Genomic DNA, 19,429 nt, shown 5'->3' with positions numbered 1-19,429 from the left:
GACCACGCCAGCAGCCTGGCGCCTGATTGAAGAGACCGACATGAGCCTGACCATCACTCCCCTCAGCCCGGCGCTCGGCGCACAGATCAGCGGCGTGGACATCAGCCGCGACATCACCGCCGAGCAGCGCGATGCCATCGAGCAGGCGCTGCTCCAGCACCAGGTGCTGTTCTTCCGCGACCAGCCGATCAACCCGGAGCAACAGGCGCGCTTCGCCGCCCGTTTCGGCGACCTGCACATCCACCCGATCTACCCCAACGTGCCAGAGACGCCGCAGGTGCTGATCCTCGACACGGCAGTCACCGACGTGCGCGACAACGCCGTGTGGCACACCGACGTGACCTTCCTGCCTACCCCGGCGCTGGGCGCGGTGCTCAGCGCCAAGCAACTGCCGGCCTATGGCGGCGACACCTTGTGGGCCAGCGGTATCGCAGCGTTCGAAGCCTTGTCGGCACCGCTGCGCGAGTTGCTTGATGGCCTGACCGCCACCCACGACTTCACCAAGTCGTTCCCGCTGGAGCGCTTTGGCACCACGGCCGAGGACCTCGCGCGCTGGGAAGCGACCCGGCGCAGCAACCCGCCGTTGTCGCACCCGGTGGTGCGCACGCATCCAGTAAGCGGGCGCAAGGCGTTGTTCGTCAATGAAGGGTTCACCACGCGTATCAATGAGTTGAGCGAGCTGGAAAGCGAGGCACTGCTGAAGCTGCTGTTCGCCCATGCGACGCGGCCGGAGTTCAGCATTCGCTGGCGTTGGCAGGAGAATGACGTGGCGTTCTGGGACAACCGCGTGACCCAGCATTTTGCGGTGGATGATTACCGGCCAAATCGGCGGGTGATGCACCGGGCTACCATCCTGGGGGATGCACCGTTCTGAGATTTCCTGCTCCGGCCTCTTCGCGGGACAAGCCCGCTCCTACAGGAATCGCATTGCCCTTGTAGGAGCGGGCTTGTCCCGCGAAGAGACCGGTACAGGTATTAGCGAACCAGATGCAGGAACTGCATGTGCCGCTCGTACTGGTCGAGGATGTCGTTGATGATCTGCTCCTTGCTGTAGCCCACCAGGTCATAGTTCTGGCTGCCTTCGCTCAGATGCACCTCGGCCCGGTAGTACCGGCGGTTCTTCAACTCCTGCGTGCCCAGCCCACCCAGCGCGAACGACGGCGTGAAGTAGCCACGCATCTGCACCTGGTAGATGAACGGCTGTTCCTCGCCATGGCCAACCTTCAGGCTGACGTTGTCATGGCTCGGGTCGTCCTGGGTCACCAGCACCAGGCCCTTCTGCTCGAACACCTCACGCACTTCGGCAATCGCCGGGCGTACCACGTCGTCCATGAAGCGGTACACCTCGTCCCGCGACGGGAAGTGCACTGCCTGGCTCAGGCGTTGACGCCAGCCACCACGGCCACGGCGTGACTGGGCGAACGGTGCCAGCGAGTGCATCTGCGCGATCTGCCGCTGGCTCTCCAGGTAGAAGGCCTTGTGCAGCCCCCACATCATGCACAGCAGGATCAGCGAGAACGGCAGCGAGGTCAGCACCACCGCCGACTTCAGCGAATCGATGCTGCCCGCGAACAACAGGCCGCTGGTGATCAGCGCAGTCATCGCGCCCCAGAAGATGCGCAACCAGTTCGGCCCGTCTTCATCAGCACCGCCGCCCTTGGCGGACAGGGTCGACAGCACCACGGTGCCGGAGTCGGCCGAGGTGACGAAGAACACGAAGCTGATGAACACCGTCACGGCGATCACCACCTTGCTCCACGGGTAGGTTTCCAGCAGCAGGTACAGGCTCATCGACGGGTTGTCCAACGCCGACTGGCCGAGCGCGGTCATGCCGTGGTTGATCACCTGGTCCAGCGCGCTGTTGCCGAAGATCGACATCCACGCCAGGGTGAAGCCCAGCGGGATCAGCAGCACGCCGAAGACGAATTCACGGATGGTACGGCCACGCGAGATGCGCGCGATGAACAAGCCCACGAACGGCGCCCAGGCAATCCACCAGGCCCAGTAGAACACCGTCCAGCCACCCAGCCAGTCACGTTGCTCGCCATAGGCGTACACGTCGAAGCTCTTGCGCGGCAAGGCACCGAGGTAATCGCCGAGGTTCTGAATCAGGGTATTGAACAGGTGCTGGGTGGGCCCGGCAAACAGCACGAACAGCAGCAAAGCGCAGGCCAGGAACAGGTTGATGTCGCTCATCACCCGCACGCCCTTTTCCACTCCCGCCACGGCTACCGCCACCGCTGCGCCCATCATCAGCGCGACGAGGATCACCTGCACCCACTGGCTGTGGCTGATGCCGAACAGGTAGTCGAGGCCGGCGTTCAGGTGCAGCACGCCAAAGCCCATGTCGGCGCCCAGGCCGAACACCGTGGCGATGATGCCGAAGCCATCCACGGCATAGCCGATAGGGCCATTGATACGCTTGCCGATCAGCGGATACAGCGCCGAACGCAAGGCCAGCGGCAGGTTGTGCCGGTAGGCGAAGTAGGCCAGCGCCATACCGACGAAGGCGAACACGCCCCAGCCATGCAGGCCCCAGTGCAGGAACAGGATCTCCATCGCCTGGCGCCCGGCCTCGGCCGTGCCCCCTTCACCCTGGGGCGGGGTGAGCATGTGGGTCAGCGGCTCGGACACGCAGAAGAAGAACAGCGTGATGCTGATACCGGCGGCGAACAACATGCCGGCCCAGGACAAATAGCTGAACTCGGGCTCGTCGTGGTCGGCACCGAGCTTGATCTTGCCGTAGCCGGACAAGGCGGTGACCACCACGAACACCAGGTACAGGGTCATGGCCAGCATGTAGTACCAGCCGACCGTGTTGGCCGCCCAGTTCTGCGCCGCCAGCAACCACTCGCCGGCAGCCTGCGGGAAGGCGATGACCACCAGGCCGAAGAGAAGAATGAAACTAGCCGCGAAGTAGAACACCGGCGGGTTCATGCGGATCTTGCCAGTGGCAAGGGATGGGGACGGTGCACTCATGAAACAGGCACCTCGTCGATCGACGTGAGGTTCGGAATGAACGGGTTCAGCAAAGGAATCCTCCTGTTGAACACCGGCAGCGGACCAGCGTTTTTCATTGAACAAGCGTTCAAGTTAAACATGGATTGGCTTTCAAAGCGAACCGGGGCGCCGATTGGCGCCCCTTGTAAATCAGTTCTTGTCCTGGCAATCCAGCTGCAGGTTGGCCTGGGTAATGTTGCTTTCGGCCGGCACACTGCGGGTCAGCCAGACATTACCGCCAATGGTCGAGCCCTTGCCGATGGTAATGCGCCCCAGGATCGTCGCCCCGGCATAGATAACCACATCGTCCTCGACGATCGGGTGGCGTGGCAGCCCCTTGTGCAGCGTCCCTGACTCATCGCTGGGGAAGCGCTTGGCGCCCAGAGTAACTGCCTGATAGATACGCACCCGCTCGCCGATGATCGCGGTCTCTCCAATCACCACGCCAGTACCGTGGTCGATGAAGAAGCTCTGGCCGATCTGCGCGCCTGGGTGAATGTCGATACCGGTGGCCGAATGCGCCAGCTCCGAGCTGATCCGTGCCAGCAGCGGCAGGCCCGCGCTATAAAGGTGGTGAGCCAGACGGTGGTGGATGATCGCCAGGATCCCCGGATAGCACAGCAGTACCTCGTCTACGCTGCGCGCCGCAGGGTCGCCGTGATAGGCCGCGAGCACATCGGTATCGAGCAGCACGCGCAGGCCCGGCAAGGCCGCCGCGAAGTCCTGGATCAGGCACAGGGCCTGGGCATCGATGCCCTGCAGCTCCGTCTTGCTCTGGCGGGCGGCGTAGCGCAGTTCCAGCCGCGCCTGCGCCAGCAAGGCCGTCAGCGCCGCGTCGAGAGTATGGCCAACGTAGAAGTCCTCGCTCTCTTCACGCAGGTCTACCGGGCCCAGGCGCATCGGGAACAGCGCCCCGCACAGCTGCTCGAGAATCTGCCGCATGGCCTCGCGCGAAGGCAGCTCGCGCCCGCCCTGCTCGCCACTGCTGCGGCCATTGCGGCTGCGCCATTGCTCGCGGGCACCGCGCAGGCCACTGACGATGCTGTGCAGTTGCCAATGCCCAGATGAAGTTTGTTCGCTCACGGTGTTCTCCTGCCGAAGGTGGCCAATCTGTCGTTATGCGATCCACTCTACGGCAAATCCGTCCCTTGGAAAAAACAACGCTTTATTCCATCCTGCGCTAAGTCGGGCATAAGCCGCGATGACGGCGGCACTATCCTGGCCTAACCTCAAAACAGCCAGAACCTGGCATAGATCAAAACGGGAATAACAAAATAAGTTTTTATTATTTCCTGGCCTATCAAGCCAACTCTATAGTCGCCACCCACTACTTCCACAACAAGCGCGGGGTCTGACATGTCGAAATTCGCCAAACCGCTTCTCAACGCCAGCCTGGCAATCCTGCTGGGTGCCGGCCTGCTCGGCCAGGCATTCGCCGGCGAGCAACTGAAGACCATCCAGGAAAAAGGCGTGATCAACGTCGGCCTCGAAGGCACCTACCCGCCGTTCAGCTTCCAGGATGAAAACGGCAAGCTGACCGGCTTCGAGGTCGAGCTGTCCGAACTGCTGGCCAAGGAGCTGGGGGTCAAGGCCAAGATCCAGCCAACCAAATGGGACGGCATCCTCGCCGCGCTGGAATCCAAGCGCCTGGACGTGGTGGTCAACCAGGTGACCATCTCCGAGGAGCGCAAGAAGAAGTACGACTTCTCCGAGCCCTACACCATCTCCGGCATCCAGGCGCTGGTCCTGAAGAAAAAGGCCGAGCAGCTGAACATCAAGAGTGCGCAAGACCTGGCCGGCAAGAAAGTCGGTGTCGGCCTTGGCACCAACTACGAGCAATGGGTGAAGCAGGACGTGCCGAAGGCTGACGTGCGCACCTATGAAGACGACCCGAGCAAGTTCGCCGACCTGCGCAACGGCCGCATCGATGCCATCCTGATCGACCGCCTGGCTGCGTTGGAATACGCCCAGAAGGCCAAGGACACCGAGCTGGCTGGCGACGCCTTCTCGCGCCTGGAAAGCGGCGTGGCCCTGCGCAAGGGTGAGCCTGAGCTGCTGGCCGCGATCAACAAGGCCATCGACAAGCTCAAGGCCGACGGCACGCTGGCCAAGCTGTCGGAGAAATACTTCGGTGCCGATGTCACCAAATGATCGCTGAAAGCCTGCAACTCGTTGCCGACTCCACGCCCTTCCTGCTGAAGGGCGCGGGTTATACGGTGCTGCTCAGTGTTGGCGGCATGTTCTTCGGCCTGGTGCTGGGCTTTGCCCTGGCACTGATGCGGCTGTCGAAGATCCTGCCGCTGAACTGGCTGGCCCGGGTCTATGTGTCGTTCTTCCGTGGCACGCCGCTGCTGGTGCAGCTGTTCGTGATCTACTTCGGCATGCCGCAGATCGGTATCGAGCTCGACCCGATTCCGGCCTCGCTGATCGGCCTGTCACTGAACATGGCGGCCTACATCTGCGAAATCCTGCGTGCAGCGATCTCTTCGATCGACCGCGGCCAATGGGAAGCTGCAGCCAGCATCGGCATGACCCGTACCCAGGCCATGCGCCGGGCGATCCTGCCCCAGGCACTGCGCACTGCGCTGCCACCGCTGGGCAACAGCTTCATCTCGCTGGTCAAGGACACCGCCCTGGCGGCGACCATCCAGGTGCCCGAGCTGTTCCGCCAAGCGCAGCTGATTACCGCGCGTACCTTCGAAGTATTCACCATGTACCTGGCCGTTGCCGTGATCTACTGGGTCCTCTGCAGCATCCTCGCGCACTTCCAGAACCGCATGGAAGCGCGGGTCAACCAGCACGACCAGGAGCAATGAGATGATCGTCGCCAAAGGCCTGACCAAGCAGTTCAAGGGCCAGACCGTGCTCAACGGTATCGACCTGACCGTGCAACCCGGTGAAGTGGTGGCCATCATCGGCCCCAGCGGCTCGGGCAAGACCACCTTCCTGCGTTGCCTCAACCTGCTGGAAACCCCGGATGCCGGGCAGATCCAGATCGGTGATATCAGCATCGATGCCAACCGCCCGCTCGGCGGCCAGCAAAGTGCGATCCGCCGCCTGCGCCAGCAAGCTGGCTTCGTGTTCCAGAACTTCAACCTGTTCCCCCACCGCACCGCGCTGGAAAACGTCATCGAAGGCCCGCTGATCGTCAAGAAGACGCCTCGCGAGCAGGCCGTCGACCTGGGTCGGCGGCTGCTGGCCAAGGTCGGCCTGGCGGGCAAGGAAGACGCCTACCCGCGGCGCCTTTCCGGCGGCCAGCAGCAGCGCGTGGCGATTGCCCGTGCGCTGGCCATGGAACCTGAAGTGATCCTGTTCGACGAACCCACCTCGGCCCTCGACCCGGAGCTGGTCGGCGAGGTGCTGGCGACCATCCGCGGGCTGGCCGAGGAGAAGCGCACCATGATCATCGTTACCCACGAGATGAGTTTTGCCCGGGATGTAGCCAACCGGGTGATCTTCTTCGACAAGGGCGTGATCGTGGAACAGGGTGAGGCCAGGGCGCTGTTTGCCAATCCGAAGGAAGAGCGTACCCGGCAGTTCCTGCGCAAGTTCCTCGGTACCACCGCTGCGCAAGACTGAAAATCTCGGCTGGATTCTTCGCGGGCACGCCCGCTCCCACATTGATCGGTGTGGGAGCGGGCGTGCCCGCGAACAGGCCGGCACATCAAATGCAAATCCCTCTTCTATATATATTCCAAAGAGTTAGTTCATAAACATTTGATAAGCCATTAGGGTATATGAACCGGACCACCGGACCAGCAAATGTCTGTCGCCATCAGCTGAAGCGACGCATCCACTTTGTGAGGTTCGGTTCTGATGACCACCCAGCCAAATACCCAATTCCACAGCGACCTCGACAGCTCGCCCCTGCTGCTGCCGGCCAAGGTCCTGCGCAACGACGCCGAAGCCCTGCAAGCTGCCCGCGAACTGGCCGAGAGCGCCCGTGAGCAGGCCGCCCGCCGTGACCAGCAACGCAAGCTGCCCTGGGCAGAAATCGAACAGTTCACCCGCAGCGGCCTGGGCAGCATCAGCGTGCCCAAGGCTCATGGCGGCCCGGACGTCTCGTTCGAAACCGTCGCCGAGGTGTTCCGCCTGATCAGCGCCGCCGACCCGGCCCTGGGGCAGATCCCGCAAAACCAGTTCGGCATGCTGCAACTGCTGCGCCTGACCGCTACCGAGGCCCAGCAGGCGCTGATCTTCCGCAACGTGCTGGACGGCTGGCGCATCGGCAATGCCGGCCCCGAGCGCGGCACCAAGGACACCCTGACGCTCAAGGCCAGGATCACCCGCAGCGGTGACGGCTATCGCATCAGCGGTGAAAAGTTCTATTCCACCGGCGCGTTGTTCGCTCACTGGGTGGCGGTCAAGGCACTGGACGACGAAGGCCGCCAGCGCCTGGCCTTCGTCCGCCGTGGCAGCCCGGGGCTGCGCATCGTCGACGACTGGTCCGGCTTCGGCCAGCGCACCACCGCCAGCGGTACCGTGCTGCTCGACCAGGTACCAGTCGATGCGGAGCTGGTCATCGACAACTGGCGTCAGCGCGATATCCCCAATATCCAGGGCGCGGCCTCGCAGTTGATTCAGGCGGCCATCGATGCCGGCATCGCCGAGGCAGCTATCGACGACGCCATCACCTTCGTCCGCGAAAAATCCCGCCCATGGATCGAAGCCAAGGTCGAGCGCGCCAGCGATGACCCTTACGTGATTGCCGACATCGGCCGTCTGAAGCTTGAGTTGCATGCCGCCGAGGCACTGCTGCGCAAGGCCGCGCGCGTGCTCGACGAGGTCAATGCCGGGGCGATCGATGCCACCGCTGCAGCACGGGCGTCAATTGCCGTGGCCGAGGCCAAGGTGCTGACCACCGAGATCTCGCTGCAGGCCAGCGAGAAGCTGTTCGAGCTGGCTGGCAGCCGCGCAAGCCTGGCCGAGTTCAACCTCGACCGGCACTGGCGCAATGCCCGGGTGCACACCCTGCACGACCCGGTGCGCTGGAAGTACCACGCGGTTGGCGCTTACCACCTCAACGGCACCCTGCCCGCCCGGCATTCATGGATTTGATTTGAGGCCAGCATGACAACATCCGTTATCACCAACGACAGCCAAGCCCTGACCGTCGCTGAACAAGTCGCCCAGCAACTCAAACGCGACAGCGCTCTGCGAGACCGCGAACGCCGCCTGCCCCACGCCGAACTGGAGCTGTTCACCCGCTCTGGCCTGTGGGCCATCAGCGTCCCCAAAGCCTTTGGCGGTGCCGGCGTGTCCAACGTCACCCTGGCCCAGGTCATCGCCCGCATCGCCCAGGCTGACGCCTCCCTTGGCCAGATTCCGCAGAACCACTTCTACGCCCTCGAAGTGCTGCGAGTGAACGGCAACCCCGTGCAACAGCGGCGCCTGTACGCCGAAGTGCTGGCCGGCCGCCGGTTCGGCAACGCGCTGGCCGAACTGGGCACGAAAACCGCCCACGACCGCACCACCCGCCTGACCCGCGACGGCGCCGGCTACCGCATCAACGGCCGCAAGTTCTACGCCACCGGCGCGCTCTACGCGCAACGTATCCCGACCTCGGTGATCGACGACCAGGGCCGCCAACAGTTGGCCTTCGTCCCCGCCGACAGCCAGGGCCTGCAGGTGATCGACGACTGGAGCGGTTTCGGCCAGCGCACCACCGGCAGCGGCTCGGTGACATTCGACAACGTCTGGGTCGATGCCGACGACGTGGTGCCGTTCCAGAGTGCCTTCGAACGCCCGACACCGGTCGGCCCGCTGGCGCAGATTCTCCACGCAGCCATCGACACCGGTATCGCCCGCGCCGCGCTGGATGATGCCCTGCACTTCGTGCGCACGCGCAGCCGGCCGTGGATCGACTCCGGCCTGGACAAAGCCAGCGACGACCCACTGACCCTGAAAAGCTTCGGCCAGCTGTTGATCCGCCTGCATGCCGCTGAAGCCTTGCTCGAACGCGCTGGCGAACTCCTTGACCGCGCCCAGGCCGACAGCAATGCCGAAACCGTGGCCGCTGCCTCCATCGCCGTTGCCGAAGCACGGGCGATCAGCACGGAAATCTCTCTCGCCGCCGGCACCACGCTGTTCGAACTGGCCGGCAGCCAGGCCACCCTGGCCGAGCACAACCTCGACCGCCATTGGCGCAACGCCCGCGTGCACACCCTGCACGACCCGGTGCGCTGGAAGTATCACGCCATCGGCAACTACTACCTGAACAACGAAAACCCACCACGCCGGGGGACTATCTGATGGCCAGGCAGATCCTGCTCAATGCCTTCAACATGAACTGCATCGGGCACATAAACCACGGTTTGTGGACCCACCCTCGGGACACCTCGACCCGGTACAAGACCCTGGAATACTGGACCGATCTGGCGCGTCTGCTGGAGCGCGGGCTGTTCGACGGCCTGTTCATCGCCGACATCGTCGGCACCTATGACATCTATGGCAACTCCGTAGACGTGACCCTCAAGGAGTCGATCCAGTTGCCGGTCAACGACCCGCTGCTGCTGGTTTCGGCCATGGCCGCCGTCACCCGCCACCTGGGTTTCGGCCTCACCGCCAACCTCACCTACGAAGCGCCCTACCTGTTCGCCCGGCGCCTCTCCACCCTCGACCACCTGAGCAATGGCCGGGTCGGCTGGAACATCGTCACCGGTTACCTCGACAGCGCCGCCCGCGCCATGGGCCTGGAGCAACAGCCCGAGCACGACCGCCGCTACGACCAGGCCGACGAATACCTGCAGGTGCTGTACAAGCTGCTGGAAGGCAGCTGGGCCGATGACGCCGTGGTCAACGACCGCCAACGCCGGGTCTACGCCGAGCCGAACAAGGTGCGCAAGGTCCGCCACCAGGGCGAGTTCTACAAGGTCGAGGGCTACCACCTGTGCGAACCCTCGCCACAGCGCACGCCGGTACTGTTCCAGGCGGGCAGCTCGCCGCGCGGCCTGGCCTTCGCCGGCAGCCATGCCGAGTGCGTGTTCATCAGCGGCCAGGACAAGGCCGCCACCCGCGCCCAGGTCAACAAGGTCCGCGCGGCTGCCCAGGCTGCTGGCCGTGATCCACAGGCGGTGAAGGTTTTCATGGGCATCACGGTGATTGTCGCCCCCACCGAGCAGCAGGCCCAGGCCAAGCACGCCGAGTACCTGCAACATGCCAGCGCGGAAGCCGGCGTGGCGCACTTCGCCGCCTCTACCGGCATCGACTTCGCCGCCTACGGGCTGGACGAACCGATCGGCGCCAGCAAGGGCAACGCCATCCAGTCGGCCACCCGTCAGCTGCAGGAGAACGCCTGGACCCGCCGCCGCCTGCTGGAGCAGCACGCCCTCGGTGGGCGCTATGTAACCCTGGTCGGCGCGCCCGATCAGGTTGCCGAACAGCTGATCGCCTGGATCGATGAAACCGGCCTGGACGGTTTCAACCTGACCCGCACCGTCACCCCGGAAAACTATGAGGACTTCATCGAGCTGGTGGTCCCGCAACTGCAGCAACGCGGACGCTACAAGACCGCCTACGCCGACGGCACCCTGCGCGAGAAGCTGTTTGCCAGCAACCACCCACACTTGCCTGCCGACCACCCAGGTTCCACTTACCGCAACACCCCAACCCCTGCCCCGACTGGAGCCCTGCACCATGCTTGAGAAACTGTTCCGGCCCGTCGCGGCCATCGCCATCACCCTCGGCCTGTCCGCCAGCGCCTTCGCCGCCGAACCACTGAAGATCGGCACCACCGCAGCCTTCGCCATCCCTCTGGAGGCGGCGGTGGAAGAAGCCCACAAGCAAGGCCTGGAGGTGAAGCTGATCGAGTTCAGCGACTGGATCGCGCCGAATGTCAGCCTCAACAGCGGCGACATCGATGTGAACTACTTCCAGCACATTCCCTTCCTGGAGAACGCCAAGGCTGCGGCCGGTTTCAACCTGGTGCCCTACGCCCCGGGCATCATCAACAACGTCGGCCTGTACTCGAAAAAGTACAAGAGCTTCGCCGAACTGCCCGAGGGCGCCAGCGTGGCCATCGCCAATGACCCGATCAACAGCGGCCGCGGCCTGCAGTTGCTGGCCAAGGCTGGCTTGATCACCCTCAAGCCGGGGGTAGGCTACAAGGCCACCGAAGACGACATCGTCGCCAACCCGAAGAAGCTGAAGATTCTTCAGGTCGAAGCTGTGCAACTGGTGCGTGCCTACGACGACGCCGACCTGGTCCAGGGCTACCCGGCCTACATCCGCCTGGCCAACAGCTTCGATGCCACTTCGGCGCTGCTGTTCGATGGCCTGGAAAACAAGGAGTACGTGATCCAGTTCGTCATCCGCCCGCAGAGCAAGGACGACCCGCGCCTGGCCAGGTTCGTCGACATCTACCAACACTCGCCTGCCGTGCGTTCGGCCTTGAACAAGGCCCATGGCAGCCTGTACCAGGCCGGTTGGGAGGGCTGACATGAGCCAGGCCAGCGCGCTCAGGGCGCCCACCGCACAACCATCGCCGTCTACGGCCAGGGAGCAGGCCCTGCGCCCGGAGGTAAACGAAGCCCACGTGCGCTTCATCGGCCTCGGCAAGACTTACCCTGGCCAGCAGCAACCCGCGCTGCACGGCATCGACCTGAATATCCGCCGTGGCGAGATCTTCGGCATCATCGGCCGCAGTGGTGCGGGCAAGTCGTCGCTGCTGCGCACCATCAACCGCCTCGAGCAGCCGAGCCAGGGCCGTGTACTGATCGACCAGGTGGACATCGCGCCCTTCGACGAGGACCGCCTGGTAGCCCTGCGCCGACGCATCGGCATGATCTTCCAGCACTTCAACCTCATGTCGGCCAAGACGGTGTGGCAGAACGTCGAGCTGCCGCTGAAGGTGGCCGGCGTGGCCAAGGCCGAGCGCCAGCGCAAGGTCCGCGAGCTGCTGGAGCTGGTGGGTTTGCAGGAGAAACATCACGTCTATCCGGCGCAACTGTCCGGCGGGCAGAAGCAGCGGGTCGGCATCGCCCGCGCCTTGGTGCACGACCCGGAAATTCTGCTGTGCGACGAAGCCACCTCGGCGCTGGACCCCGAGACCACGGCGTCAATCCTCGAACTGCTGCGAGACATCAACCAGCGCCTGGGGCTGACCGTGGTGTTGATCACCCACGAGATGGCAGTGATCCGCGACATCTGTCACCGCGTGGTGGTGCTGGAGCGTGGCGCGATCGTCGAGCAGGGCGAAGTCTGGCGCGTGTTCGGCAGCCCACGCCATGAGGTCACCCGCACCCTGCTCGCGCCGTTGCAGACCAAGCTGCCCGCGGCTTTGCAGGCAAACCTGCGCGCAAGCCCGGCGGGCCGAGACAGCGCATTGGTGCTCAAACTCACCCTGCTCGGCGAGCCAGCGCTGTCCGACCTGTTCGCCGAACTGGGCGGGCGTGTGCGGCTGCTTCAGGGTGGCGTGGAGACCATCGGCGAGCATGCACTCGGGCAGTTGATCCTGTCGATTCAAGGCTCACCGCACGACACGCACCTATTGCTCGAACGCGCCCGCCGCTGGGCCGAAGACGTGGAGGTACTGGGCCATGTGGTTTGATCGCTTGCTCGAAGGCCTGCTCGATACCTTGCTGATGGTGGGCGTGTCCTCGCTGGTCGCGCTGCTGGTGGGGGTGCCGATGGCGGTGCTGCTGGTCACCAGCGACAAGGGTGGCATCTTCGAGGCTCAGCTGCTGAACCGGGTGCTGGGCGCCTTCGTCAACCTGTTCCGCTCGATCCCGTTCCTGATCCTGATGGTCGCGCTGATCCCCTTCACCCGGCTGGTGGTGGGCACCACCTATGGTGTGTGGGCCGCCGTGGTGCCACTGACCATCGCCGCAACGCCGTTCTTCGCACGGATTGCCGAGGTGAGCCTGCGCGAGGTCGACCATGGCCTGGTGGAGGCGGCGCAAGCCATGGGCTGCCGACGTTGGCACATCGTCTGGCATGTGCTCTTGCCAGAAGCACTGCCGGGGATCGTGGGCGGGTTCACCATTACCCTGGTGACGCTGATCAACTCGTCAGCCATGGCCGGGGCGATTGGTGCGGGTGGGCTGGGGGATATTGCCTATCGGTATGGGTATCAGCGCTTCGACAGCCAGATCATGTTGACCGTGATTGCCATGCTGGTGGCCTTGGTGGCGCTGATCCAGCTCGGTGGGGACCGGTTGGCGAAAGGCTTGAATAAACGCTGAAGTGCCTGACATGAGGGTTGTGGCGCCTGTGAGATCGAGCGCCGCCCGCGCGGCGCATCGCGAGCTTTGCTCGCTCCTACGTTTATTTCGGGCCAATGCCTCCAGTGGGATTTGCGCGCGAACGCCTTGGCGCATGACGCGATATCGCGTCGTACCAACAAGGCGGTCGCGCGCACCTGCCACAGGCGTTACTGGCCAAAAACAAACGTAGGAGCGAGCAAAGCTCGCGATGCGCCGCGCGGGCGGCGCTCGGCTTCACAGGCGCAAAAAATCTCCCGCCGTACCCCTCAGCCCCAGCGCAAGTCCACAGCCGGCACCGGCCGCCCGAACCAGTAGCCCTGACCCAGCTGGCACTGCTGCTCCAGCAAAAAGCGCGCTTGTTCCGCCTGTTCGATCCCCTCGGCATGCACCTGCATACCCATACTCCGCGCCAGCGCGACGATCACCCGGACGATGGCGATGTCATCATCATCCTGCGGCAAGCCGGCCACGAAGCCCTGGTCGATCTTCAGTTTCTGCACCGGCAAGCGCTTGAGCCGCAGCAAAGACGAGTACCCGGTGCCGAAGTCATCGATGGCCAGGTTCAGCCCCAGCTCGCGCAAGCGGTGCAGCTGCTCCAGCGCCACCTCCGGGTCTTCCATGACCGCACTCTCGGTCACTTCCAGCTCCAGCAGCGTCGGCTCCAACCCTGTCTGATGCAGCACGTCGGCCACCTGCCGGTACAACTCGCGCTGGCCGAACAAGCGACTGGAAATATTGACGGCAACGAACGCCAGCATGCGCCCATCTTCTCGCCACTGAACCATCTGCCGGCAGGCTTCACGCAACACCCAGGCATCGATCTCGGCAATCAGACCGGTGCGCTCGGCGATGGGGATGAAATCGCTCGGCGGCACCAACCCTCGCTGCGGGTGCTGCCAGCGGACCAGTGCCTCGACCCCGACCATCTTCGCCGTGGACAGGTCATGCACTGGTTGAAAGAACACCCTCAGCTCATCCTTGGCCAGGGCCCGGCGCAACTCGCTCGCGGTTTCCACCCGGTGCTGGGCGTGGGCGGTCAGCTCTTCGGTGTACAGCGCATAACAGGCACGGCCATTGCCCTTGGCCTTGAACAGCGCCGAATCGGCATTGCGCAACAGTTGCTCGGCGCTCAGGGCGTCATTGGGGAACAGGCTGATACCCACGCTGGCACTGACGAACAGCCGGTGGCCATCGAACTCGAAGGGCTCACGCATGCGCTCGATGATGGCCTGCGCCAGCTTGCCGGCCTGGCCAACCTGCTGGCAGTTCTCGGCCAGCACGCCAAACTCGTCCCCGCCCAGGCGCGCCAGGGTCACGTTGCTGCCCACGGTCTCACGCAGGCGTTCGCCAACCAGCTTGAGCAACTGGTCGCCGATGGTATGGCCAAGGCCGTCGTTGATGCTTTGAAAATGATCCAGGTCGAGCAACAGCAAGGCGCAGCCGCGCTTGTTGGCCTGCGCCGAAGCCAGCGCCTGCTCGGCACGATCGTTGAACAGCAGGCGGTTGGGCAGGCCGGTGAGCGGGTCATGGTGAGCCAGGTAGGCGAGTTCCTGCTCGGAATGCTTGATCGCACTGATGTCGCTGAACACCGCCACGTAATGGCTCAGCTCGCCGCTGTCGTCAAGGATGGCGCAGATCGTCTGCCATTGCGGATAGATTTCACCGCTTTTACGGCGGTTCCAGATCTCGCCGCTCCATTCACCCTTTTCGGCCAGGGCCGCAAAGATCTGCTGGTAGAACGGCACGCCGTGGCGGCCAGACTTGAACTTGCTGGGGCGATGACCCAGCACCTCATCCTGCTGGTAGCCGGTGATGCGCATGAAGGCGCGATTGACATGCACGATCAGGCCTTGGCGGTCTGTGACCAATACCCCCTCCAGGGTGCTGTCGAACACCGCCGCGGCCATGCGCAGGCGCTCACGGTCCTCGCTGCGCAGGCGCGCGCCGATACCGATGAAGTTGAGCAGGCGGGCACGGGAAACGAAGATCAGCAAGGCACTGACCAGTACCCACACCACCACGTTGATCTGCCGGCCCACGGTCAGCGCCAGGGGGTCGTCAGACATACTGCGCAGGACCACCTCGGCCAGCACCAGCCAGAGGAACGAGAGCACCACATACAGCGCGGCCATGCGCAAGGCGTCGCGAACGGAAACAGACATGTCGGGGGGGAAAGCCCATGAAAAAGGATGGGGCATTATAAAGGCTGAAACATGCCGTGACTTCCTATCTGAAAGGGTGACTGGTTTTATTTGCCCGCCAAGGGATAATCACCCTTTCCTCCCTGCATTCCCGAGGGCTTCTACACTTATGTGGTACAACGGTCTGCTCGACTTGTCGGCCTGGCAACTGGTTGGCGTCACCCTGCTGATGACCCACGTGACAATCGTCAGCGTCACCATCTACCTGCATCGCTACTCCGCCCATCGCGCCCTGGAGCTCAATGGCGCGCTCAAGCACTTCTTCCGTTTCTGGCTGTGGCTGACCACGGCACAGAACACCCGCGAATGGACGGCCGTGCATCGCAAGCACCACGCCAAGTGCGAAACCCCGGACGACCCGCACAGCCCGGTGTACAAGGGCCTGGGTACGGTGCTGCGCAAAGGCGCCGAGCTCTACCGCGAAGAGGCACGCAATCCCGAGACCCTGCGCATCTACGGCAAGAACTGCCCGGAAGACTGGATCGAGCGCAACCTCTATTCACGCTACAAGCTCGGCGGCATCGTGCTGATGGCGGTCATCGACCTGCTGCTGTTCGGCACCATCGGCATCACCATCTGGGCAGTGCAGATGATGTGGATTCCATTCTGGGCCGCCGGCGTGGTCAACGGTCTTGGCCATGCGGTCGGCTACCGCAATTTCGAATGCCGCGACGCCGCCACCAACCTGGTGCCGTGGGGTATCGTCATCGGTGGTGAAGAGCTGCACAACAACCACCACACCTACCCCAATTCGGCCAAGCTGTCGGTCAAGCGCTGGGAGTTCGACATGGGCTGGGCGTGGATCCGCCTGTTCTGCCTGCTGCGCCTGGCCAAGGTGCAGCGTGTGGCGCCCATCGCCCACCGCGTCGAGGGCAAGGCCAGCCTGGACATGGACACGGCCATGGCCATCCTCAACAACCGTTTCCAGATCATGGCCCAGTACCGCAAGCTGGTGATTGGCCCGCTGGTCAAGCAGGAGCTGGCCAAGGTCGATGCTTCGGTACGCCACCGCTTCCGCCGTGCCAAGCGCCTGCTGTCGCGTGAAACCAGCCTGCTGGAAGACCGCCACCACGTGCGTATCGAGAGCCTGCTGGCCCACAGCCAGGCACTTAAGACCATCTACGAGAAGCGCCTGGCCCTGCAACAGATCTGGGCCCGCACCAGCGCCAACGGCCACGATATGCTGGCGGCCATGAAGGACTGGGTACACGAGGCCGAGGCCAGCGGCATCCATGCCCTGCACGACTTCGCAGCACAGCTGAAAACCTACTCCCTGCGCCCCACCGCCTGATAGCCGCTGATCGGCACGCCCTGCAACGGGGCGTGCCCGCTGGAACTTCCCCCCTGAAAATCCACTCAAACCCGGCACATCGCCCGCGTGGCGGGCCGGTTCGTGGCCGCGCGCCTCATCAATGAGAACTGCTCCGTGCTCATGGCCAAGAACCTTCCTCCATCTTTGTCAGGTACCCCGCCCCCCGAAGCTGCGCAAACCTTGCTGGCCCTGCTCCACGCCCAGGGCGAAGTCGCCCGCCTGAGTGAACGCGAACAGCTCTACAGCTCGTTGCTCGACAGCGTCAACGCCGTGCTGTGGGCCTTCGACTGGGAGACCCGCCAGGTGCTCTACGTCAGCCCCGCCTACGAACGTATCTTCGGTCGCCCTGCCAGCCTGGTGCTGGCCGACTACAACGAATGGCGCGACAGCATCTACCCCGACGACCTGGAATTCGCCGAACGCAGCCTGGCCCAAGTGCTGCTCAAGGGCGCAGTGGAAGACCGCGAGTACCGCATCCTCAATGCCAGCGGCCAAGTGCGCTGGCTCAGCGACAAGTGCTACATCAACCAGCAGAACGACGGCGACCGGGTGATCATCGTCGGCATCGCCGAAGACATCACCGAAAAGAAGCAGCTCGAAGGCGAATTGCAGCGCCTGGCCACCACCGACGTACTGACCCAGAGCAGCAACCGCCGGCACTTCTTCGAATGCGCCCAACAGGCCTTCGACAGTGCCCGTGAAGACGGCACGCCACTGGCGTTCCTGCTGCTGGACATCGACGACTTCAAGCGTATCAACGACAGCTACGGGCACCAGGAAGGCGACCAGGTGCTGCAGCGCATCGCCGATAGCGGCAAGGCCGTGCTACGCCGCGGCGATCTGTTCGGGCGTATCGGCGGTGAGGAGTTCGCGGCGGTATTCCCAGGTTGCAACGCGCAGGTGGCCGAGCAGATTGCCGAGCGGTTACAGCGGGAGATTCAGCGGCAGAGCTTCAGCCATGGCGATGAGGCGTACAGCGTTACGGTGAGCCAGGGGCTGACCGGACTGACGGATGAGGACGAGTCGCTGGACAGCTTGTTCGCCCGTGCCGATGCGGCGATGTACCGGGCCAAGCGGCAGGGCAAGAACCAGATAGTCCGCGGGTAGGGGGATCGAGATCAGAAAAATCCTGCAGATCTGCAGAAGCACCATGTAGGAATGGTCTCGATTTACATTGCATCGCTGCGATCCGCTCATTTGGCGTAAGTCGCGTGACATCATGAGTCCGAATCCAAGGCCTCAGGATGGTACATCCTCCTTACTGTTACTCCGTAGCCCATAGAGGCACTTAGCGTTTTATTCCCCTTGAGGGACTTGCAAAACCCGGCCGAGGCTGGGTTTTGTCATTTCAGGGTGCGGCGTTTTCAGGCTCAGACCCATCAACCGACCCCTCAGACCCAGTGATCGATAGATCCGCTGGCGTCTCGATTTTCTGAGCCTCCTGCGTTCTTACTTCAGGATTCTCCACCTTGCGCAACCGGCTCAGCTCCGGCAACCCAACCTTCAGCAAGCGCGCGGTCTTGCTGTTGGCAATTTTCTCCAGCCCCTGATCCGCCGGCAGGCGCGCAAGTTGCCCGGCCAGGTTCAAGGCCAGGATCTCCCGCGAATACACCCCGCCACCCAGTTGGTAGATCGCCGCAATCAGCTCGCGCAGGCTCAGCGGCAAACGCCAGCGGGTGCGCAGCGCCGAGCCGAACGCTGCGCCGAACTCATTGAGCGACAGCTGCACCCGGTCCTCGTCCAGCTCGCCACCGGCCAGGCGCCACTCTTGCAGGCAGCGCAGCACCGCCAAGTCACCCAGGCAATGCAACAGGCCAGCGCAATAGCAGCGCTCCTGATCCAGTTCGAGCATGCGCGCCAGCGTGCGGGCATATTCGGCCGTGTGCAGCGAAAGATTCCAGTAGCGCGTGGCATGTTGCGTCAGCAGCGGGTCGCTCAGCCGTGCACTGCGCTTGAGGGTGAGGCCGAGAATCAGGTTCATGCTCTGGGTGCTGCCGAGCTTGTTCAGTGCCTGCATCAGCGTTTGCACAGGTGCGTCACGGTGCAGGCTGGCACTGTTGGCAGCGGCGATGAGCACTGCCGTGATCTGTGGATCATCACGCACCTCTTCTTCAAGCACCTTGAGGTTCAGGCCCTGCGGGTTGAGCGCGCGCTTGATCGCCACCTGCACATCGGCGAACAGCGGCCCGCCGTCGGCGGTAGCGCGCCGTTGCTCGAGATAGGCCGGCAGGTTGGCGCCAGGCTGCAACGGCGGCACCGGGCAGGCGATCTGCTCGCCCACGGCGAGTAGCAGTTCTTCCAGGCTCTTGCGTAGCTTGTCCAGGTTCAGCGGTTTGCTCAGGTAAGCCGTGGGATGCAGCGGTATTGCTTCGCGCACGCTCGCACTATCGCTGCGGTCGCTCATGAGAATGAACGGCAGCCCCGGGCCTTTGGCGCGCACCTTGCGCAGCAGGTCGAGGCCATCGAGCCCGGCCAGTTCGCGAGCAGCGATGATCAGGTCAGGTTTGCTGGCCAGCGCCGTGAGCGCTTGCGAGCCGTCGGCGCAGACTTGCAAGCGGGCGTCGCAACGCACGCTGAGCAGCATTTCGCTCAGCATTTCGCGCACCCAAGGGTCGCCTTCGGCGATCAATACGCAAGGTGGGGTGGGGTCTGCAGCACTCATGGCCAACTCCTGAATATCCCTGACACACAGTCCTTCGCAGCTTCCAAGGCGA

16 protein-coding genes are annotated in these 19,429 nt (G+C 63.7%); 12 read left to right on the top strand and 4 right to left on the bottom strand.

Features of this window, described 5'->3' with window-relative positions:
- The first annotated feature begins 40 nt into the window (after positions 1 to 40).
- Entirely contained in the window at positions 41 to 874 is an 834-nt protein-coding gene (gene tauD / locus C2H86_RS13125; protein ID WP_159412843.1) for a taurine dioxygenase, read from the top strand.
- A gap of 101 nt (positions 875 to 975) precedes the next feature.
- On the opposite strand, the gene betT is transcribed toward tauD, so the two are convergent.
- Both betT and epsC read right to left on the bottom strand, forming a co-directional pair.
- Positions 976 to 2,937: a choline transporter BetT gene (betT, locus tag C2H86_RS13120; RefSeq protein ID WP_205524622.1), complete on the bottom strand. Its 1,962-nt coding sequence runs from the start codon at positions 2,935 to 2,937 to the stop codon at positions 976 to 978.
- A 213-nt stretch (positions 2,938 to 3,150) separates the two neighbouring features.
- Positions 3,151 to 4,083, bottom strand: a complete 933-nt coding sequence (epsC, locus tag C2H86_RS13115) for a serine O-acetyltransferase EpsC (RefSeq protein WP_159412841.1) — start codon at positions 4,081 to 4,083, stop codon at positions 3,151 to 3,153.
- A 273-nt stretch (positions 4,084 to 4,356) separates the two neighbouring features.
- Between epsC and tcyJ the strand changes: the two genes are divergently transcribed.
- The 9 genes from tcyJ to C2H86_RS13070 all read left to right on the top strand — a co-directional run bounded on the left by tcyJ (position 4,357) and on the right by C2H86_RS13070 (position 13,181).
- A complete protein-coding gene (gene tcyJ, locus C2H86_RS13110) occupies positions 4,357 to 5,151 on the top strand; it encodes a cystine ABC transporter substrate-binding protein (protein ID WP_110637872.1) in 795 nt (264 codons plus the stop codon).
- The gene (tcyL, locus tag C2H86_RS13105) at positions 5,148 to 5,816 is read left to right on the top strand and encodes a cystine ABC transporter permease (RefSeq protein WP_085678603.1); all 669 of its coding nucleotides are present in this window, start codon (positions 5,148 to 5,150) and stop codon (positions 5,814 to 5,816) included. The genes tcyJ and tcyL overlap by 4 nt, the downstream gene beginning before the upstream one ends.
- Position 5,817: 1 nt before the next feature.
- Positions 5,818 to 6,579, top strand: coding sequence for an L-cystine ABC transporter ATP-binding protein TcyN (gene tcyN / locus C2H86_RS13100; protein ID WP_159412840.1), 762 nt, complete (start codon positions 5,818 to 5,820; stop codon positions 6,577 to 6,579).
- A gap of 237 nt (positions 6,580 to 6,816) precedes the next feature.
- On the top strand, positions 6,817 to 8,058 hold the full coding sequence (locus C2H86_RS13095; protein WP_159412839.1) for an SfnB family sulfur acquisition oxidoreductase: 1,242 nt from the start codon (positions 6,817 to 6,819) through the stop codon (positions 8,056 to 8,058).
- 12 nt (positions 8,059 to 8,070) lie between these two features.
- Positions 8,071 to 9,252, top strand: a complete 1,182-nt coding sequence (locus tag C2H86_RS13090; RefSeq protein ID WP_159412838.1) for an SfnB family sulfur acquisition oxidoreductase — start codon at positions 8,071 to 8,073, stop codon at positions 9,250 to 9,252.
- Positions 9,252 to 10,643: an LLM class flavin-dependent oxidoreductase gene (locus C2H86_RS13085; RefSeq protein ID WP_159412837.1), complete on the top strand. Its 1,392-nt coding sequence runs from the start codon at positions 9,252 to 9,254 to the stop codon at positions 10,641 to 10,643. Before C2H86_RS13090 ends, C2H86_RS13085 begins: the two co-directional genes overlap by 1 nt.
- On the top strand, positions 10,636 to 11,436 hold the full coding sequence (locus C2H86_RS13080; RefSeq protein ID WP_159412836.1) for a MetQ/NlpA family ABC transporter substrate-binding protein: 801 nt from the start codon (positions 10,636 to 10,638) through the stop codon (positions 11,434 to 11,436). The genes C2H86_RS13085 and C2H86_RS13080 overlap by 8 nt, the downstream gene beginning before the upstream one ends.
- Before the next feature lies 1 nt (position 11,437).
- Positions 11,438 to 12,547, top strand: coding sequence for a methionine ABC transporter ATP-binding protein (locus tag C2H86_RS13075; RefSeq protein ID WP_159412835.1), 1,110 nt, complete (start codon positions 11,438 to 11,440; stop codon positions 12,545 to 12,547).
- Positions 12,537 to 13,181: a methionine ABC transporter permease gene (locus C2H86_RS13070; protein ID WP_159412834.1), complete on the top strand. Its 645-nt coding sequence runs from the start codon at positions 12,537 to 12,539 to the stop codon at positions 13,179 to 13,181. Before C2H86_RS13075 ends, C2H86_RS13070 begins: the two co-directional genes overlap by 11 nt.
- Before the next feature lie 287 nt (positions 13,182 to 13,468).
- Here the strand turns inward: C2H86_RS13070 and dibA are convergent, their stop codons facing one another.
- Positions 13,469 to 15,364, bottom strand: coding sequence for a phosphodiesterase DibA (gene dibA, locus C2H86_RS13065; protein ID WP_159412833.1), 1,896 nt, complete (start codon positions 15,362 to 15,364; stop codon positions 13,469 to 13,471).
- A gap of 148 nt (positions 15,365 to 15,512) precedes the next feature.
- Between dibA and desA the strand changes: the two genes are divergently transcribed.
- On the top strand, positions 15,513 to 16,694 hold the full coding sequence (gene desA, locus C2H86_RS13060) for a delta-9 fatty acid desaturase DesA (protein ID WP_159412832.1): 1,182 nt from the start codon (positions 15,513 to 15,515) through the stop codon (positions 16,692 to 16,694).
- A 141-nt stretch (positions 16,695 to 16,835) separates the two neighbouring features.
- Entirely contained in the window at positions 16,836 to 17,822 is a 987-nt protein-coding gene (locus C2H86_RS13055; protein ID WP_159413092.1) for a GGDEF domain-containing protein, read from the top strand.
- Positions 17,823 to 18,063: 241 nt separating this feature from the next.
- Here the strand turns inward: C2H86_RS13055 and C2H86_RS13050 are convergent, their stop codons facing one another.
- A complete protein-coding gene (locus tag C2H86_RS13050) occupies positions 18,064 to 19,377 on the bottom strand; it encodes a response regulator (protein ID WP_240349704.1) in 1,314 nt (437 codons plus the stop codon).
- Between the last annotated feature and the right edge of the window lie 52 nt (positions 19,378 to 19,429).

This window comes from Pseudomonas putida (genome assembly GCF_009883635.2).
Lineage (GTDB): Bacteria > Pseudomonadota > Gammaproteobacteria > Pseudomonadales > Pseudomonadaceae > Aquipseudomonas > Aquipseudomonas putida_W.
The sequence above is the reverse complement of the archived record's forward strand: the minus strand, read 5'-3'. Positions and strand labels throughout refer to the sequence as shown.

Excerpts from the sequence above, each read along its gene's own strand:
- tauD (WP_159412843.1), top strand. The coding sequence starts at position 41 with ATGAGCCTGACCATCACTCCCCTCAGCCCGGCGCTCGGCGCACAGATC.
- betT (WP_205524622.1), bottom strand. The coding sequence starts at position 2,937 with ATGAACCCGCCGGTGTTCTACTTCGCGGCTAGTTTCATTCTTCTCTTC.
- tcyJ (WP_110637872.1), top strand. The coding sequence starts at position 4,357 with ATGTCGAAATTCGCCAAACCGCTTCTCAACGCCAGCCTGGCAATCCTG.
- tcyL (WP_085678603.1), top strand. The coding sequence starts at position 5,148 with ATGATCGCTGAAAGCCTGCAACTCGTTGCCGACTCCACGCCCTTCCTG.
- tcyN (WP_159412840.1), top strand. The coding sequence starts at position 5,818 with ATGATCGTCGCCAAAGGCCTGACCAAGCAGTTCAAGGGCCAGACCGTG.
- C2H86_RS13095 (WP_159412839.1), top strand. The coding sequence starts at position 6,817 with ATGACCACCCAGCCAAATACCCAATTCCACAGCGACCTCGACAGCTCG.
- C2H86_RS13090 (WP_159412838.1), top strand. The coding sequence starts at position 8,071 with ATGACAACATCCGTTATCACCAACGACAGCCAAGCCCTGACCGTCGCT.
- C2H86_RS13085 (WP_159412837.1), top strand. The coding sequence starts at position 9,252 with ATGGCCAGGCAGATCCTGCTCAATGCCTTCAACATGAACTGCATCGGG.
- C2H86_RS13080 (WP_159412836.1), top strand. The coding sequence starts at position 10,636 with ATGCTTGAGAAACTGTTCCGGCCCGTCGCGGCCATCGCCATCACCCTC.
- C2H86_RS13075 (WP_159412835.1), top strand. The coding sequence starts at position 11,438 with ATGAGCCAGGCCAGCGCGCTCAGGGCGCCCACCGCACAACCATCGCCG.
- C2H86_RS13070 (WP_159412834.1), top strand. The coding sequence starts at position 12,537 with ATGTGGTTTGATCGCTTGCTCGAAGGCCTGCTCGATACCTTGCTGATG.
- dibA (WP_159412833.1), bottom strand. The coding sequence starts at position 15,364 with ATGTCTGTTTCCGTTCGCGACGCCTTGCGCATGGCCGCGCTGTATGTG.
- desA (WP_159412832.1), top strand. The coding sequence starts at position 15,513 with ATGTGGTACAACGGTCTGCTCGACTTGTCGGCCTGGCAACTGGTTGGC.
- C2H86_RS13055 (WP_159413092.1), top strand. The coding sequence starts at position 16,836 with ATGGCCAAGAACCTTCCTCCATCTTTGTCAGGTACCCCGCCCCCCGAA.
- C2H86_RS13050 (WP_240349704.1), bottom strand. The coding sequence starts at position 19,377 with ATGAGTGCTGCAGACCCCACCCCACCTTGCGTATTGATCGCCGAAGGC.